Origin of the sequence: Paenibacillus phyllosphaerae (assembly GCF_014192105.1) — a bacterium.
GTDB classification, from domain to species: Bacteria; Bacillota; Bacilli; order Paenibacillales; family Paenibacillaceae; genus Paenibacillus_Z; species Paenibacillus_Z phyllosphaerae.
Window position 1 is genome coordinate 313976 of sequence record NZ_JACHXK010000007.1, and the last position, 18054, is coordinate 332029.

General features: G+C 55.3%; 10 protein-coding genes. 8 read left to right on the top strand and 2 right to left on the bottom strand.

From position 1 onward, the window contains the following. Positions 1 to 18: 18 nt before the first annotated feature. The 4 genes from FHS18_RS17620 (at position 19) to ilvB (ending at position 8998) form a co-directional block, all read left to right on the top strand. Positions 19 to 1152: a glycoside hydrolase family 88 protein gene (locus FHS18_RS17620; RefSeq protein ID WP_183601390.1), complete on the top strand. Its 1134-nt coding sequence runs from the start codon at positions 19 to 21 to the stop codon at positions 1150 to 1152. A gap of 40 nt (positions 1153 to 1192) precedes the next feature. Next, positions 1193 to 5314 (top strand): DNRLRE domain-containing protein, encoded by a 4122-nt coding sequence (locus tag FHS18_RS17625; RefSeq protein ID WP_183601391.1) that lies wholly within the window; start codon positions 1193 to 1195, stop codon positions 5312 to 5314. A 282-nt stretch (positions 5315 to 5596) separates the two neighbouring features. Then, positions 5597 to 6526 carry a hypothetical protein gene (locus FHS18_RS17630; protein WP_183601392.1) on the top strand — a complete coding sequence of 310 codons (930 nt, stop codon included), beginning with the start codon at positions 5597 to 5599 and terminating at the stop codon, positions 6524 to 6526. Between the two features lie 738 nt (positions 6527 to 7264). Further along, on the top strand, positions 7265 to 8998 hold the full coding sequence (gene ilvB, locus FHS18_RS17635; RefSeq protein ID WP_183601393.1) for a biosynthetic-type acetolactate synthase large subunit: 1734 nt from the start codon (positions 7265 to 7267) through the stop codon (positions 8996 to 8998). A gap of 37 nt (positions 8999 to 9035) precedes the next feature. On the opposite strand, the gene FHS18_RS17640 is transcribed toward ilvB, so the two are convergent. Continuing rightward, entirely contained in the window at positions 9036 to 9917 is an 882-nt protein-coding gene (locus FHS18_RS17640) for a helix-turn-helix domain-containing protein (RefSeq protein WP_183601447.1), read from the bottom strand. A 223-nt stretch (positions 9918 to 10140) separates the two neighbouring features. Here FHS18_RS17640 and FHS18_RS17645 point away from each other — a divergent pair, with 223 nt between their 5' ends. Together FHS18_RS17645 and FHS18_RS17650 are read left to right on the top strand one after the other, a co-directional pair. After that, positions 10141 to 11892 carry a glycoside hydrolase family 35 protein gene (locus tag FHS18_RS17645; RefSeq protein ID WP_343060562.1) on the top strand — a complete coding sequence of 584 codons (1752 nt, stop codon included), beginning with the start codon at positions 10141 to 10143 and terminating at the stop codon, positions 11890 to 11892. A gap of 326 nt (positions 11893 to 12218) precedes the next feature. Further along, a complete protein-coding gene (locus FHS18_RS17650) occupies positions 12219 to 13175 on the top strand; it encodes a glycoside hydrolase family 43 protein (protein ID WP_183601395.1) in 957 nt (318 codons plus the stop codon). A 130-nt stretch (positions 13176 to 13305) separates the two neighbouring features. Here the strand turns inward: FHS18_RS17650 and FHS18_RS17655 are convergent, their stop codons facing one another. After that, complete coding sequence (locus tag FHS18_RS17655) at positions 13306 to 14028, bottom strand: GH12 family glycosyl hydrolase domain-containing protein (RefSeq protein ID WP_221401361.1); 723 nt, start codon at positions 14026 to 14028, stop codon at positions 13306 to 13308. A 425-nt stretch (positions 14029 to 14453) separates the two neighbouring features. On the opposite strand from FHS18_RS17655, the gene FHS18_RS17660 reads away from it, so the two are divergent. After that, entirely contained in the window at positions 14454 to 16208 is a 1755-nt protein-coding gene (locus tag FHS18_RS17660) for an ABC transporter ATP-binding protein (protein WP_183601397.1), read from the top strand. Beyond that, the gene (locus FHS18_RS17665) at positions 16192 to 18030 is read left to right on the top strand and encodes an ABC transporter ATP-binding protein (RefSeq protein WP_183601398.1); all 1839 of its coding nucleotides are present in this window, start codon (positions 16192 to 16194) and stop codon (positions 18028 to 18030) included. The genes FHS18_RS17660 and FHS18_RS17665 overlap by 17 nt, the downstream gene beginning before the upstream one ends. The last annotated feature ends 24 nt before the right edge of the window (positions 18031 to 18054 follow it).

Genomic DNA, 18054 nt, shown 5'->3' on the forward strand with positions numbered 1-18054 from the left:
GAAAGGTGAGTGAACGCGATGTGGAATGAAGCGTTAATGCATGCCGTGGAGAAAACCAAAGCCAACATCGGGAAGTTCGGGGACCTGTTTCCGTGGACCGGGATTGACGGCGGCGATTATAAGCGCAGCAACCACGACGACTGGACGGAAGGCTTCTGGTCGGGCCTGCTGTGGTTGAGCTACGAGGCTTCGGGAGATCCGGCATTCCGCGAAGCCGCCATACGGACGGTTCACAGCTTCCGCAAGCGGTTGATTGAACACAAGGCACTGGATCATCACGATATCGGCTTTCTCTACATGCCTTCGGCCGCAGCCTGGTGGATGTTGGAGGAAGCGGAAGAGGCGAAGCGGTTGGGGCTGGAGGCCTCAGAGATCCTGCTGGGACGATGGCGTCCGGCTGGCGGTTACATCCAGGCTTGGGGACCTGCCCACGACCCGCAGAACGGAGGCCGTATCATCATCGACTGTTTGCTGAATCTCCCGCTCTTATACTGGGCTTATGAGCAAACGGGAGATTCCCGCTATTTGAGCACCGCTATGGCGCATGCCGAGAAGAGCCGAAAGTTCCTCGTACGGGGAGACGACTCCTCTTATCATACGTTCTACTTCAAGCAGGAGAACGGCGAACCTATTGGCGGGGGCACCCATCAAGGCTATACGGACGGCTCGACTTGGACGCGCGGTCAGGCCTGGGGGATCTACGGATTTATCCTTTCGTATCGCTATACGCGCAATCCACTTTACTTGGAGACCTCTCGCAGAATGGCAGCCTACTTTATCGATCGTCTGCCGGAGGACCAGGTGACCTATTGGGATTTCGACGCGCCGGTGGAGGACGGAACGCCAAGGGACAGTTCGGCTACGGCGATCGCTTGCTGCGGGATGCTGGAGTTGATCGCGCATCTGCCGGAAAGTGACCCGGATCGAATCCGTTTCGAAGCTGCAGTGCATCGCTGCATGAAGTCGCTGACCGAGTATTATTTCACCGACGACGATCCGGAAGCGGAAGGGCTGTTGCGGCACGGTTCTTATCATGTGCGCGGGGGCATGTCGCCGGACGACTTCGTGATCTGGGGAGATTATTTCTACATGGAGGCGCTGATGAGGCTGGTCCGCGACGTGCCAGGTTACTGGTATGAGCGGAAATCGTAAACACGTTATCTTATTTCTTAACCGAGGGAGGTAACAGGTTATGAATAGCAAGTATAGCAGTGAACAAAGGGTAGCTCCGGCGAAATACGCCAGTCGGCTGCTGACCGGTCTGCTGACGGCAGCGCTCGCGTTCGGGATGGTGACGCCCGCGGGTGTCTATGCAGCGGAGGAACCGGAAGGAGGGGCGGCAGCCCCAATCGTCTTGAAGGCCACCGATGACGCGCATATCTCGAGACTGAATTCGGGTACCAACTATGGTTACACCGGAAGTCTGGAAGTGACGCACGATGGTCATCCCAGCAATGTGAGGCGTACCTATCTGAAATTCAATCTTGACGGCATCGATCTGGACGATTACCCATCAGGCATCTTGCGGTTGTATAACAACGATACGCGTTATAACTCGACAGTTACGGCTTATGAGACGGACGGCAATCCTTCGGAGTGGACCGAGGATACGATTATTTGGAACAATGCTCCCGCTCCGGGACCGGCGATCACAACGCTTGCGGGCGGCATAGCTTCCGTGGATATCGTTAGTCAAGGCACGACTGCGGAGACGCGTCTCGAAGGCGCCCGCTATTACGAGATCGACGTGTCGAACCATCTTCGTAACGTAACCGATAACGGATCGCTGACTATTATCCTTCAGAGCTCCGGTTTTACAACGTTCGCGAGCAAGACATTCGCTGGCGGCGCCTATCCGCCGCAGCTCGTATTGAATCGTGAAGCAACGGAGACGCCGGCGGAAGAGCAGGACCGGCAACTGGACGATAACGGCAGAAGCAGTCTCTATCCGGAAGATTGGTATCCGGGCTTCTCCGATGAAGAAGGGCGCTTCCTGCACGACTTCTCTTACGCCGGCTACCGGATGGGACAATCGCCGCCGGAAGAGATACCGGGGGTGTTCCTTGATGTGACAGAAGCGCCATACAGCGCCAACAATACGGGAGCGGACGATGTGACGGCGGTTATTCAGCGGGCGCTCGACGATGCCGGCGAAGCGGGCGGCGGCGTTGTCTATTTGCCGCCCGGCACCTACCGAATTAAGCCGCAGGCCACCAGCAGTGAGTCGCTGCGCATTAGCCATAGCGGCGTCGTCTTGCGCGGAGCCGGACCGGAGCATACGTTTCTTTTTAACGATGAGCCTGTCATGAGATCCAAGGATATTATCGCGGTGACTTCGGAGAACGGCCAATTCCAAGCCATACCGGGCACGGAGACGTTCATCCGCGCCGATCTGCCGGAGCCGACCGTCATGATTCCCGTGCAGGATGCTTCCTTGTTCGAACCCGGCGATTGGGTAACGGTCAGCAACAAATACACGGCCGAGTTCATCGAGGAGCATCAGATGACCGGCTGGTGGGATATTTACGAGGGCAACGAAGGAATCACGTTCTATCGGAAAGTAGTCGCCATCGATACCGACACGAATACGATTACGATCGATATTCCGACGCGTTATCCGCTTAAGATTAGAGATTTCTCCAGCGTCTACAAACTGACTCCTCCTGTGACCGAGGTCGGGGTCGAGCATTTGTCGATCGGCAATGTAGAGAATCTGACTCCCGGTCTGCTGGAAAATGATTATATGATCGAAGGTACCGGTGCCCATCAAGTAGCAGGAAGCAAAGCGATTCGCTTCATTCGCGTCGTGGATGCTTGGGCGCGGAATGTCCATTCCTATCGTCCGCCGAGCAATTCGGCAGGATACGACTACCATATCTTATCCAGCGGAATTACGACCTTCGACTCGCGGAATGTGACGATCGCAGATACGGACATCCGCAAGCCGCTGTCCCGTGGCGGAGGCGGCAATGGTTACTTATACGAGCTTATCGGCAATGACAACCTTATTGTGAACGCAAGAGCCGAGGAGGGACGGCATAATTATTCGTTCTCCCATATGCGTACGAATGGCAATGTCATTCGCGGTTCCGTGTCGCGTAACCCGTCGCTCGTTATCGATTTCCACCAGTACTTAAGCGCGTCGAACCTGATTGACGGGATCGAGCTCGACGGCGACAGAATTGAGGCGAGCGTCAGGCCGTATCCTTCAACCAGCGAGTCCTACAAACACGGGGTTACCACTTCGCAATCGGTATTCTGGAACACGCATGGGGTCAGGGCCCATCCCAACTTGAGCGGTATTGCAATCGATTCCAGGCAGTATGGCAATGGTTATATTATCGGAACAAGAGGCAACGTGACGGAGGTAAGGGTCGAACCGACGCTGCACAGCGCCCGAGAGACGGCTCCCGTCGATTATGTGGAAGGCCTTGGCCAGGGCGAGCTGCTGCAGCCCCAGTCGCTGTATCTTGACCAGTTGGATAAGCGAAATGCACGCGAGGCTCTCGAGCTGCAGTCTATTACGCTGAACGGTAATCCGATTGCGGGCTTTCAGCCGGGCAAGCGCAATTATAAGATTACACTGCCCTACGGCACCTCGAATGTGCCAACACTTGCAGCCGTTTCCAGAAGCGAAGGAGCGACGGCTCAGGTAGAACAGGCGGCAGCATTGCCGGGAACGGCCGTCATTAGGGTCATGTCGCAGGATGGTTTAGCTAGCGCCCAATATACGGTGAACTTAGACATAGCCAAAACCCCTGCCGCGTTGCAGCAGATTGCGTTGGTACCCGACCGGACGAAACCAGGCTGGAATTCCGGCACGAGCATGGACAATGGCACGACAGCCTGGCTCCAGGTAATCGGCAGCATGTCGGATGGGAATGAAGCCGTATTCGCGGATGGCGATGTGACGTTCGAATCCGATAATGAAGGCGTGCTCCGCGTGAATGGAGAAGGACAGCTAACGGCGGTCTCTCCGGGCGCGGCGAACGTAACGGTTACCGTGGAGCTTGGCGGCATCACGCTGTCCAAGAGCACCAATATTGTCTCGCTAGTCGTTATCCCTCCGAATCTGGTCAACCTGCCGATTGTTACGGTCAGCTCGAGCAGCGACGACGGCAACGTCGTGGAGAACATCATCGACAACAATCTGGATACGAGATGGTCCGCCAGCGGCGAAGGACAGTGGGCAATCGCCGATCTCGGCCAGGTACGAAGCGTCAATTCCGTAAGCATGGCCTTCTACAACGGGCAAATGCGCAAAACGATCTTCGAACTTGAAGTATCCGTCGACGGCGAGCAATGGACGAAAGTGTATGACAAAATAGAGGGCGGAAATTCGAGCGGAACGACAAACGGATTCGAGCTATTCGTCTTCGATGAGTCTCACAACGCCCGTTATGTGCGGTTCATCGGTTACGGCAACAATTTAAACCTATGGAACAGTATAAGCGAGCTGCGGATTCATCCAGGCGAGCATGATATCATTTCGACGCTAACCGGCACGGATAACGCTCTAGCCGGACAGCCGTTTGACCTTACCTATGGACTCGCGAACGTGAACGTACCGGTCTATGCACAGGATCTGACGGTTGCCTATGATCCGGAGCAGCTGGTCTTCGTGCAGGCGGTATCGGTCAAGGATAGCTTCGGCGTGATCGCCGCAACCGAAACGACGCCGGGAACGGTCCGCATAATCGCGGCGTCGACCGGCGCAGGCGTAGAAGGCGACAGCGAGCTGCTGAAGCTGAGCTTCACGGCGAAGGAGCTGAAGGAAGAAGCGACGGCAACCGTTACCGTCACGAGCAGCACGGTGGCGAACGATGAGGGTGAAGAGCTTGTCGTAACTGGCTCGGCAGCCCATGTTGCCATTAAGCCTGCCGCAGATACAACAGCGCTCGTGTCACTTATCGGAGAGGCCACAGAGCTGTACGATGCGGCAGTGGTCGGCACGCAGCCAGGGCAGTACCCGGCAGCAGCTAAGGCTGCGCTGCAGGCTGCGATCAGCAATGCCTCTGCAGTGGCAGACAATGCGGGAGCGACAGACGAGCAAGTGAGTCAGGCCGTATCCGACCTGACGGCAGCCATTGCCGCATTCACTTCTTCGGTCATCACGCGGCTGCCTGGCGATACGACCGGAGACGGCGCCTTTACGATCGGCGATCTCGGCATCGTTGCGGCCGCCTACGGGAAGACGTCGGCTGACGCAGATTGGGCGAAGGTCCAAGACTGCGATATCGACCATGACGGCATCATTGACATTGCCGATCTCGCCGCTGTAGCCAGCAGCATCCTTGGTGGACTGGAAGTATAGTGATGCCAACAGCTGCGCACAAATTGCACAGCTGTTTGGTGTCTAAGTTAGTTCGTGCATCCCTAAAGGGCACGTCTGCTACGGAAGCCGTCTGTACCGTTTTCTCAGTGAGATGCAATGAATCCGCAGCCGATAGCCTAGTGGCTTAGGGGTCTTCTTCGTCGTAAACCTCCATGCGATAATTCGGCGTATTCGCCATAGTTTCGCCCTGTTCCGGCGCAACCTTTTCGGCGATAATCAGTTTACAAACGCGGCAACGAGGAAGAAAATGGGGGTTTTCTCATGAACGTAAATATAGAGCTATCGCCGTTAGCAGATATGACGAACGATGTGGCGGGATATGAAATCGTTACGGTATCCGTTGGTTTCGACCATCGAATCTACGTCTTATTAGTCAACCAGATTCCAGAGCGCATACAAGGCATGTTCGTCCCGTCTCGAACCGACCAAACCTTGACGTATAAGGTGCTTACGATCGATGAGGAGAATATCTACGAAACCACGATCAACAATCAGACATATAACTATCACTTCGTTCAACCTCTCGATAAGGACAAATTCCTGTTAGCCGGGGCACGGACAAGACGATTCTCTGATACGGATTATGAACGCAACGGGAAGATATTTGATTTAGACGGAGTTCAATTAAGCGAATTGTTGTTAGGAGACGGCATTCAGCAGGTCCAAGTGACACTTAGCGGGACGATCTGGACCAGTTATTTTGATGAAGGGGTATTCGGTAAATACGGGTGGGATCACCCAATCGGCGCCTCAGGGTTAATCGCCTGGGATCGGGAAGGGAATACATTCTTCAAGAACCATCAGGCGGATATCATAGACTGTTATGCGCTTAACGTCGTCCATGACGATGAAGTGTGGTTTTATTATTATACGCCCTTCCATCTCTCCAAGATCTCGGATGGTCTTACGGAATTTTATAACCCTCAGATATCCGGATCAGCCGGATTTATCACATGGCAGGACAGCTTCTTATTTGATTGTGGTTATGGGAAACATGATCAATACATGCTGCTGAAGATGAATGCCAAAGGTTCATTTAAGAAGGTTCAGAAGTTGAAATTCGTCGATCGGGAAGGGAATACGCTTCACGCACGCCATCGGGATTTTCGTGGAGATACGTTAGTGTTGGAGGATAGGAACCTCATCTATAAAGCCCAACTAAGAACGATTACGGCAGAGCTGGGGAAATAAGGGATAGCTAATAGGGTGCGCCAAAATAATTTGATAAACGCCCCAAACTATGCTATTATCAGAAAAATCAAAAACGAGCGAAGAAGAGAAGGCTGTACAATAGCGTTCATGTCCAGAGAGCAGAGGGATTGCTGAAACCTCCGCCATAACGCCGGTATAGTGTCGTCTCGGAGCTGTTGACCGAAAGCGGAAGGCGCGATTGCGTACCCGCAAGTAGGCTCGACCGGCCTGGCATCCGTTAACATGCTGCAGGTAAAGCATCGGCTTTACCTCATGAGACCGGCACCCGCGATGGTGACGGTGAACCTGGGTGGTACCGCGAACATTCCCCTTTCGTCCCAAGGCTTGAAGCAGCGCTTCGAGTCCGAAGATGAAAGGGGTTATTTTATTGATATCCGCAAGCGATGAAGAGAAAGCCGACAAGGACGCTTATGCCCAGAGAGCAGAGGGAACGCTGAGACCTTTGCCTTAAGCCCTTGCCAAGGTGTCGTCTCAGAGCTGTTGACCGAACGCGGCTGGCCTTCAAGTCCACGCCTGCAAGTAGGCTCAACCGAATTGGCGCCCGTTAACGCGCCGCAGGTAAGGCATCGTCCTTACCTCATGAGGCTGACATCCGCGAGGGTGGCAGCGAACTTGGGTGGTACCGCGAAAAATCCCCTTTCGTCCCTAGATGAGCTGAAGATGGTCGGCTTGCTTGGGAGGAGAGGGGATTTTTAATTTGGATAAGGAGGCTGTCCTATGGAACAGCAATTGACGACGACGACGAATGAAGCATCGACGAATACGGAAGAATGGATTACCGGCTCGGAGGTACTCTTGCGCGGCTTGCTGGAGGAAGGGGTGGAGTGCGTATTCGGCTATCCGGGAGGCAACGTGCTCTATATTTACGACGCGATGGTGCATCAACCGGACTTCAAGCATATCTTGACCCGGCACGAACAAGGCGCGATCCACGCGGCGGACGGCTATGCCCGATCGACGGGGAAGGTAGGCGTGTGTATCGCGACATCCGGACCCGGCGCGACCAATCTGGTGACCGGCATTGCGACCGCCCATCTGGATTCGGTGCCGCTGGTCGTCATTACGGGCAACGTGCCGACGACCGTGATGGGCACGGATGCTTTTCAGGAAGCGGATATTATCAGCATCACGATGCCGATTACGAAGCACAGCTATATGGTTCGTGATGCCAACGACCTTCCCCGCATCATCCATGAAGCGTTCCACATTGCGAATTCGGGCCGCAAAGGTCCGGTGTTGATCGATATCCCGAAGGACGTCAGCAACCAGCGGATTGCGTATCGTCCCGCGGATACGATCCAGTTGCGCGGCTATCATGGCGCTCCGCAACCGAATCCGGCCGAGATCGATGCGCTGCTGGAGGCAATCGCCGAATCGCGCAAACCGGTTATCATTGCGGGCGGTGGCGTTGTCTATGCGAACGCGTCGCAGGAGCTGATCGAATTCGTCCACGCCACTCGCATCCCGGTCGCTACGACCTTGCTCGGCCTTGGCGGATTCCCAAGCGATGACGAGCTGTCGCTGGGCATGCTCGGACATCACGGCGTGTATACGGCGAACATGGCGGTGCAGAATGCGGATCTCATTATCTCGATCGGTTCGCGGTTCGATGACCGGGTGACGATGAAGCTGGACGGGTTCGCGCCGCAGGCGAAGCGTATCGCCCATATCGATATCGACCCGGCGGAGATCAGCAAGAACGTCAAGGCGGATCTGGCGTGTATCGGCGATATTAAGGACGTACTGGCTTATGCGAATACGAAGGCGCAAGCAACGGAGTCGGGCGCATGGCTGGAGCAGCTCCAAGGATATCAAGCGCAGCATCCTCTGCGGTACACCGATTCGGATACGGCGATCAAGCCGCAATACGTGCTCGAGATGATCAGCGAGACGACGCAAGGGAAGGCCATCATCACCACGGATGTTGGCCAGCACCAAATGTGGACCGCGCTGTTCTATCGCTTCAAGCATCCGCGCTCGCTCATTACTTCGGGCGGCCTTGGCACGATGGGGTTCGGGTTCCCGGCCGCGATCGGGGCTCAAGTCGGCAATCCCGACCGTCTCGTCGTCTCGATCAACGGCGACGGGGGCATGCAGATGTGCGCGCAGGAGATGGCGATCTGCGCCATTCACCAGATCCCGGTCAAGATCGTCGTCTTGAACAACCAGGTGCTCGGCATGGTTAAACAGCAGCAGGAATTGATGTACGAGCGACGTTACAGCCAGATCGATCTGGCCGGCAGCCCGGACTTCGTGAAACTCGCGGAAGCCTACGGGATCAAGGGATTAAAGGCAACGACCAAAGCCGACGCCGCTAAAGTCTGGCAGGAAGCGTTGGACACGCCGGGACCTGTGCTCATCGAGTTCGTCATCCCGACCGAGGAGAACGTGTACCCGATGGTATTAGCCGGTACGACGCTTGACCAAATGATTCTGGGTTACGAGGATTAAGCAAGCTTAACGGTTCGGCCGCTCGTTAACGGTTCCGCTACGCTTCCGGATCGCTTCCCCGATGCTTCGGCTTGAACGCCGTCGGGGACTGGCCGGTCCAGCGCCGGAATTGCCGCGAGAAGTGGCTGGCGGATTGGAAGCCCAGCCGCTGCGCGATCTCGGCAACCGGCAAGTAGGACGTCACGAGCATCTCCTTGGCCAGCATCAGCTTCTGCCGGCTGACGTATTGCCGCGGCGATAGTCCGTATACCTTGGTGAACAGCTTCGTGCATTGGCTGCGGCTCATGTTCAGTTCCTTCGCCACGCTCGCGACCGAGACGTCTTCCGCAAGGCCCGTCGATAATCGCTCTTCGATCGCATGGGCGGCGTCGGCAGCGAACAAGGTGACGCGTTCAGGCTCCGTGCCGGCCGATTGTTGCGATCGGATTAGCACAAGCAGCTCGCGAATGATGAGCAGCAAATTCGCTTGCAGGAGCAGCTTATCTTCCAACCGGGTAGCTGCGCCGATGCTTCCTTCCTCGCCATCGGTTGGCTGCATCAAGGCTTGCAGCTCGCCGAATGCGCGGGTTAGTCCGCCGGACTGCGCGGCTTCATGAGCGGGAATGAGGCGGTACGGCGTCGCGCCTAGCAGCCGACGAATGTCCAGATCGTCCAGGTCGAAGTGGACATTGAAGAACGCGTAATCCTCTTGGGCAGCGTTCGTGGTCTTATGTCTCACGCCCGCATTCAGCAGCAGCCAATCCCCGTCTCTAAGCGTAATGCTCGTCCGGCTGATCTCTTGGACGACTTCGCCGCCGAGGCAGCAGAGCAGCTCGAACAGGTGATGATGATGCCGCGGATATTCCCAGCCAGGCGGGAAGCGGCCGATATGGCAGCCGGTCACCTGCAGCGTCTGCGTCATATTGGGGAAGCCGATCATGTTCTGCACGTCGGATCACTCTTTCGCAAGGATATTGGTTTTATTGTATCACGGGCCGCGCAGATGCGGTCGACTCGTTGCACGCTTATCAATCATCTTCTATTTCTCCGGAATAGCCGTTTCACCACGGCACAATTGGTATAGAAGATGCTCCATTTGGCGATTGAGTCGAACGCAGTTGATACGGATAATAGAGCTACATCATTCCTGTGGAGGGGTATCCGTGGCTAATCTTGAAGTGCAAGGCTCGCAGTTCCTGCTCGGTGGAGAAACGATTCGTCTATTGTCCGGGGCGATCCATTATTTCCGTGTCGTTCCCGAGTATTGGGAAGATCGACTATTGAAGCTGAAGGCGTGCGGTTTCAATACGGTAGAGACGTACATTCCGTGGAATCTGCACGAGCCGGAGGAAGGCGAGTTCCGCTTCGATGGCTTGGCGGACGTGGAGCGCTTCATCGCGCTTGCCGGCGAGCTCGGACTGCATGTCATCGTGCGGCCAAGCCCGTATATATGCGCAGAGTGGGAATTCGGCGGCTTGCCCGCCTGGCTGCTGCGCGATGCGGACATTCAGCTGCGCTGCATGAACGAGGCTTATCTGAGCAAGGTGGATGCGTATTACGACGTGCTGCTGCCGAAGCTGGTGCCGCTCTTGAGCACGAACGGCGGCCCGATTCTCGCGGTACAGATCGAGAATGAATATGGCAGTTACGGCAATGACCAAGACTATTTGGCCTATCTGCGGGATGGCCTGATCGCGCGCGGCGTCGATGTCCTGCTCTTCACTTCCGACGGTCCCACCGATCAGATGCTGCAGGGAGGATCGCTGCCGGATGTGCTGGCTACCGTGAATTTCGGTTCCAGGCCGGAGGAAGAGTTCGCGAAGTTCCGGGAATACCGCCCGGATGAGCCGCTATTCGTCATGGAATATTGGAACGGCTGGTTCGACCATTGGCTCAAATCCCATCATACTCGGGATGCCGGCGACGTTGCTGATGTGCTCGACCGTATGCTGCAGGCTGGCGCCTCGGTCAATTTCTACATGTTCCATGGCGGAACCAATTTCGGCTTCTATAACGGGGCGAATTATCAGGAGAAATACGAAGCGACGATAACGAGCTACGATTACGATGCGCCGCTCTCCGAATGCGGGGATGTGACGGCCAAATATATCGCGGTGCGTGACGTGCTGCGCAAGCATGGCGCCGAAGTCGCGGAGCAGCTGCCCGAGCCCTCGCGCAAGCAGCATTATGGCACGGTGAAGTTGACGGAGTCAGCCGGCTTATTCGCTCATCTCGACGCGTTATCGTCGCCGGTTCGCCGGCGTACGCCCGAGCCGATGGAGAAGCTCGGCCAGAACTACGGCTTCATACTGTACCGCACGCACGTAACCGGACCGCGCAACCAGCAGGAGCTCCATCTGCAGGACGTTCATGACCGGGCGCAAGTCTACATCGATGGTCAATGGATCGGAACAGTCGAGCGATGGAATCCGAAACCGCTGATCGTGAACATCCCGCCAGAAGGGGCCGCACTCGATATTCTGGTGGAGAATATGGGCCGGGTGAACTACGGACCGCGCTTAAGAGATGCGAAGGGCATTACGGAAGGCGTCCGTCTCGACAATCAATTCCTGTTCGACTGGACGATTCACCCGCTGCCGCTTACGAGCCTGGCAGAGCTGCCGTTCCAAGCGTCTCCCGAAGAAGCGGCCGAATCCGAGATCCCAATATTCTACAAAGGCGAGCTGACCGTGGACGACATCTCCGATACGTTCGTTAAGCTTCCGGGCTGGACCAAAGGCGTCGTCTGGGTGAACGGCTTCAACCTTGGCCGATACTGGGAGAGAGGACCGCAGCAGACCTTGTACTTGCCGGGACCGCTGCTGAGGAAAGGGCGCAATGAGTTCGTCGTGCTCGAATTGCACGGGACGAGCACGACGGAGATCGAGCTGACGGATGTGCCCGCGCTCGGTTAAAGGATGACTGGATCACGCAATCATCCACAATGAATAAGCGATTGCTTGGTGAGCAGCGGATGCGTATTCCGCTGCTTTTTTTGCGTCAAAAAAAAGAGGTTGACTATTGTTAAGAATTAGGCTAGTTTAATTACATAAACATGAATGTATTTATTACAATGTTAATGTATTTATTAATAATAAGATTTGAAGGCGTTCGATCGAAGGATCGAATTCATTTTTTATCATTAATGTAAACGCTAACATTGTAGTCATACTTTAAACGGGAGGTGAATAGGGCGGTTATTGGCGGAAGTGAATACTATTATGCATAGGAGAGTGAAACAATGATTAAGGCAAGGAAAAAACAGGTAACGTTATTGTTATTGTCCGCACTGATGCTTCTTATGGTTGCATTTCCCGTAAACGCTTCCACACGGACGCTCTCGGGCGATATCGGCGTCCATGACCCTGCGTATATTGTGGAGAGCGGGATCACTTGGGTATTCAGCACCGGGCAGGGCATTCAAGTGCTCTACTCGTCGAATGGCACGACTTTCAGCCGTGGTACCCAAGTCTTCGCTAGCGAGCCTTCCTGGTGGAGCACTTACGTGCCGAACCACACCAAGCTCGACGTGTGGGCGCCGGACATTTACTACTATAACGGCAAGTACCATCTGTACTATTCCATCTCTTCCTTCGGCTCCAACACGTCCGCGATCGGTCTGGTTACTTGCACATCCATTCTCAAAGGCGATTGGGTAGACCAAGGCGTCGTCGTCAGCTCCAACTCGTCTTCGACGTATAACGCGATCGACCCTAACCTTTTTGCCGATAAGAGCGGCAATCTGTACATGAGCTTCGGTTCGTGGTTCGCAGGAATTTATGTAACCGCTATCGACAAAACAACGATGAAACCGACCGGCAACTCCTACCGTGTTGCAACGAAGTCCGGCGGCATTGAAGGCTCCAGCATCATCTACAATGCGAGCACAGGCTACTACTATCTGTTCGTCTCGATCGGCACTTGCTGCGCTGGCACGAGCAGCACGTACAAAGTTGCGGTAGGGCGTTCCACTAGCGTATTCGGCCCTTATTATGCGAAGGACGGCACGGATATGAAGAACGGCGGCGCTACCGTGATCGACAGCGGCAACACGCAATGGGTAGGACCAGGCGGCCAGGATGTGCCGAGCACCAGCTTGATCGTCCGCCATGCGTATGACGCGACGGACAACGGTGCACCGAAGCTCCTTATCAGCGACCTGTATTGGGATTCCAGCGGCTGGCCGTACTATAACTAATCGGTCGCCGGTACCAAATAACTTAGCCAAAGGCCTTCTCCGAATGGTTGATTCGGGGAGGGTCTTTTCTTAGTTTTGGCAAAATGAAACGCGCCAAGGGGATCCTTGACGCGCTGTTGGTCGAACTATTTTAACTCGATGTAACCGAGAAGCTGTTGGACATGAAGTTCAGACCGGCCGGGGACGAGGTGATCTCGAAGCCGAACTGCACCCGGTCGAGCACGACATCGCTGTACCAGCCCTTAGATTTGATCCAGTTCATCACCGCCAGCACATCGACCGTACCCGAGTTCGTATTGCCCGTTCTTACGAAGGAGAATACTTCGTTCGATCCGTTGCTGCCCTTATAGATGTTCCACGTATGGCCGCCCACGCTTACGTTCGTGAAGACCGGAACCGGGTTGCCCGAGGCATCCCAGTTGTAAGAGATCGGCTTCACGCCGCCCGCATAGTTCATCCACAGCATAATTTCGTAGGCATAGTTGCCTGCCCAAATATCGTAAGCGGTCGTGTACGAAGCACCGCTGGACGGTACGGTGACATTGAAGCTGCTCTTGACGCTCGACAGCGCGCTAAGCTTCTTATTGATATCCTTAGTGCTGTTCGGATAGGACTTGATGCCGCCGGTATTCGGATGCTGCGCCCACACGCCCCAGTTGCTGTACGAATTCGCCCAGATGCTCTGTGCCCCCGCGCCGGAGCCCCATACGTTGTTGTACAGAATATAGCCATTGTTCGACCAAGTTGCCCATTGGTCCGATGAACCCCATGCGGCCGCGAAAGCATTGGCATTAAACGAAATGGCGGCGACGATGGCCAGCAGCAGCGACAATCCAAAGCGTCTTTTCTTCATTAACATGCTCCTCTCGTAGTAAAAACGTATCTTCCAACGATCGAACTTAATGCTTCTCGTTCGCGTAGAACTTAAACCTTGCTCGCCATCTCCCCCTTCATGATGAAGTGCTGCGGATTGGCCGAATCCACAATATTAAGCGCTTACAAATTCTATTATATGGAAACTTTCCCTTTGAAAACTACATGACGACTTAGCGAAAAACTCATATAGAAACTTGAGGTAGGAGCACGGGGATATTCGTAACCGGCGTACAGGATCCAATCCGGCGATCAAAAGAAGAGTTGACAGACCTCGAGGAGTCGTATACATTCGTATACGAAAGGCATTTGTATACATATGTATACGTCGAATAAGAAAGTCTGAATGGACGCATCCATTTCAGAATACGGCAAAGACAATATCAAGTAAGGCGGTGAACATTCTTGAAGACGAATGGCATTCTGAAACCTTATTTCATCCAGACTTGGCGCTTGTATGCCGCATCCATATCGCTGCATGCGTTGGCCAGTATCGTTTATGCCTATTTCCCCAAAGTGCTCGGGGCCTTCACGGACCGGCTGCAAGCAGGGGAGCTCGGCTCGAACGACGTCGTACGCTACAGCTGGTTTCTGCTGCTGATCGGCGTATGTTATGCTCTCTTCGGCGGGTACGGGCAGTATCTGGTCATGTATGTCGGCCGATTGTTCGACTACATAACGAGACGACGGTTGTTCGGGCATTTCTCGGAACTTAGCGAGCATTATTATTCGAAAAACGGCGTCGGCAAGATCCTGAGCTATTTCATGAACGACGTTACAGGTGTTCGCGAGTCGCTCTCCATGGGCATCAACCAGCTGGCAATGTCCTCATTGCTCTTATTATCCTGCTTGGGAGCCATGATCCTGAGCGATATTCCGCTCTATCTGATCGCGGCGTCCGTGGGGCCATTGCTCGTCATTCCCTGGATCGTGGCGAAGTTCGGACCGGTCATCCGTGGCCGATCGATGCGCGTCCAGGAAGCGTTGGGCACGATGACGGAATCCGCGGAGGAACAATTCGGCGGCATCCGGGTGACGAAGAAATTCGCCGTTGAAGACGTCATGATCGAACGGTTCGGCGCCGATGTCGATCGGATCCGCGACAACCAGCTGTCGCTGGTGCGCATCTCGTCGCTGTTCCAAGCGCTCGTGCCATTCCTCGGCTCGATGTCGATGATCGTGGCGATCGGGCTGGGCGGATATTTGACCGTGAACGGCCAGATTACGCTTGGCGATTTCGTTGCGCTGACGATGTACGTTCGATTGCTCATGAACCCGCTTCAGCAGATCGGCAACGTCATTAATACGCTGCAACGCTCGCGCGCTTCCTTACAGCGGCTGAACGAATTGATGGCCGTCCAGGCAGATATCGTGGAGGCGGGTGATGCCGTGCCGGTCGACCTTGATCGCAGCGCGATTCGCATGCACGATCTTACTTTCGCGTATCCGGGCGCATCGCAGCCTTCACTGAAGGATATCGATCTGATCATTCAACCAGGCATGACGCTCGGCATCGTCGGCCGCACGGGAAGCGGCAAGACTACGCTCGTGAAGCTGCTGCTGCGCATGTATGAAGCGCCGGCAGAATCGATTACGATCGGCGAGTCGGATATTCGCGGCGTGCAACTGGAAAGCTTGCGCAATCAGATCGGTTACGTGCCGCAGGACGGCTTCCTGTTCAGCACATCGATCCGCGACAATATCGCGTTTGCCCGGAGAGAAGCATCGATGGGCGACGTGGAGACCGCAGCCAAACAAGCGCAAATCTACAATAATATCATCGAATTCCCGGACCGGTTCGAGACGAAGCTCGGGGAGCGCGGAATTACCTTGTCCGGCGGACAGCGACAGCGTACCAGCTTGGCGCGCGGCCTGATCAAGCAGGCCCCGTTCATGATTCTCGACGACAGCGTCAGCGCCGTCGATGCGGTGACCGAGACCGAGATCATCAAGACGATCCAGGAGGAGCGGGAAGGCCAGACGACGATTATTATCGCGCACCGCCTCAGCGCCTTGAAGCACGCGGATCTGATCATCGTCATGGAAGAGGGACGGATCATCCAGCGCGGCAAGCACGAGGAATTGCTCGCACAATCCGGGCAATACGCGGAGCTCTATGCGATCCAAGAGGAGGGAAGCCGGCATGCAGCAAACCATTAAACAAGGGCATAACGGACCCCAATCGGAGCCTGGCCGGAAGCCGAAGCCGCAGTATCAATCTGCTTTTAACATCTTAGGTGCCTATACGAGACCGCACCGGCTCACCTTCGCGATGGTGATGGTCTGCACCGTGATCGCGATCGCCTGCGAGCTGTTCCAACCGTATCTGGTCAAGATCGTGATCGACGATAATCTGATGGTCGGCAAGAATGATTTCGGCAGCCTGCTCATCATCTGCGCCGTGTATTTCGGCCTGACGATAGCGGAATTATTGTTCTCTTATCTCCAAAACAATTTGCTGCAGTTCGCGGGGCAGAGCATCGTGGCCAAGATCCGCAAGCAGCTGTTCCGGCATATCACGAAGCTGTCGATGTCGTACTTCGACAAGATGCCGAGCGGCAGTCTCATCACGCATATCTCGAGCGATACCGAGGTGGTCAACCAATTTTTGGGCCAAGTGCTGCTCACGCTGCTGCGGGATGGCCTGACGCTCATCTTCATCCTCGTCCTCATGTTCCAGCTCGATACGACCCTAGGCGCGTATTGCCTGATTCTGCTGCCGGTCATCGCCTGCATCTCGATCGCGTTCCGCTCCTTCATCCGCAATACGTATCAGATGGCACGCACCCGCTTGTCCGCTCTCGTGGCGTTCGTCGCCGAGAACCTGTCGGGCATGAATCTCATTCAAGCGTTCCAGCAGCAGCGTTCGCAGGGCAAGCTGTTCGAGGAGAAGAACGATGCGTATTTCAAAGCGAATGTTCGCGAGATTCGCTCGATGGTCATGTTCAACCGGACGTTCGATCTGCTCAGCAACTTGACGATCGCCTTCGTCACTTGGATCGGCGGCAAGGCCGTCCTTGGCGAGACGCTCGAGTTCGGCGTGCTGTACGCATTCATCACGTATATCCGCCAATTCTTCCAACCGATCAACGCGATTACGCAGCAGTGGAATACGCTGCAGTCGGCCACAGTCGCCATGAACCGGATCTGGGGCGTGCTCGACCATAAGCCGGATATCGTAGACCCGGCGCAGCCGCTCGCAATCGATCGGGATAAGGTGGAGGGCCGCGTAGATTTCAACCGCATCACGTTCGGCTACGGTAACGGAAGCGCGCCGATCTTCCAAGGGCTTGATCTGCATATCGGGCCGGGCGAGATGATCGGCGTCGTCGGTACGACCGGTGCGGGCAAAAGCTCGCTGATGAGCCTGCTGTGCCGCTTCTATGACGTGCAGGAGGGCAACGTTCAGATCGACCGCAAAGATATTCGGGATCTGCCGCAAGCAGAGCTGCATCGGATCGTCGGTCTCGTGCAGCAGGAGCCGTTCTTATTCTCCGGCAGCATCATCGATAACGTCCGCATGTTCGACGAGTCGATCTCCCGCGAAGCCGTCATTGAGGCTTGCCGATTGGTCGGCGCGGACGTGCTCGTCCAGCGGATGCAAGACGGCTACGATACGAAGTTGTCCGAGCGCGGCAGCGGGTTATCTGCGGGCGAACGCCAACTATTATCTTTCGCGCGAATTATTGTCTTCCGTCCAAGGATCCTCATCCTGGACGAAGCGACGGCGAATCTGGATTCTCAGACGGAGCAGCTGATCCAAGAGGCGCTGCGCGTCGTATCCGAAGGCCGTACGACGATCGTCATCGCGCATCGCTTGTCGACGATCATGCAGGCCGACCGCATTCTCGTCCTCCGGCACGGAGCGATCGTGGAAGAAGGTACGCATGAGGAGCTGCTGCTAGAGAAGGGCTATTACGAGGAACTTTATCGCCACTCGCAGGGCGAAGCGCATAAGGAACAGGAAAAGCAGCTGATATGAGGTCAGCTGCTTCTTTCGTGCTTA

Excerpts from the sequence above, each read along its gene's own strand:
- FHS18_RS17650 (WP_183601395.1), top strand. The coding sequence starts at position 12,219 with ATGATTAAGGCAAGGAAAAAACAGGTAACGTTATTGTTATTGTCCGCA.
- FHS18_RS17620 (WP_183601390.1), top strand. The coding sequence starts at position 19 with ATGTGGAATGAAGCGTTAATGCATGCCGTGGAGAAAACCAAAGCCAAC.
- FHS18_RS17625 (WP_183601391.1), top strand. The coding sequence starts at position 1,193 with ATGAATAGCAAGTATAGCAGTGAACAAAGGGTAGCTCCGGCGAAATAC.
- FHS18_RS17640 (WP_183601447.1), bottom strand. The coding sequence starts at position 9,917 with ATGATCGGCTTCCCCAATATGACGCAGACGCTGCAGGTGACCGGCTGC.
- FHS18_RS17665 (WP_183601398.1), top strand. The coding sequence starts at position 16,192 with ATGCAGCAAACCATTAAACAAGGGCATAACGGACCCCAATCGGAGCCT.
- ilvB (WP_183601393.1), top strand. The coding sequence starts at position 7,265 with ATGGAACAGCAATTGACGACGACGACGAATGAAGCATCGACGAATACG.
- FHS18_RS17630 (WP_183601392.1), top strand. The coding sequence starts at position 5,597 with ATGAACGTAAATATAGAGCTATCGCCGTTAGCAGATATGACGAACGAT.
- FHS18_RS17655 (WP_221401361.1), bottom strand. The coding sequence starts at position 14,028 with ATGAAGAAAAGACGCTTTGGATTGTCGCTGCTGCTGGCCATCGTCGCC.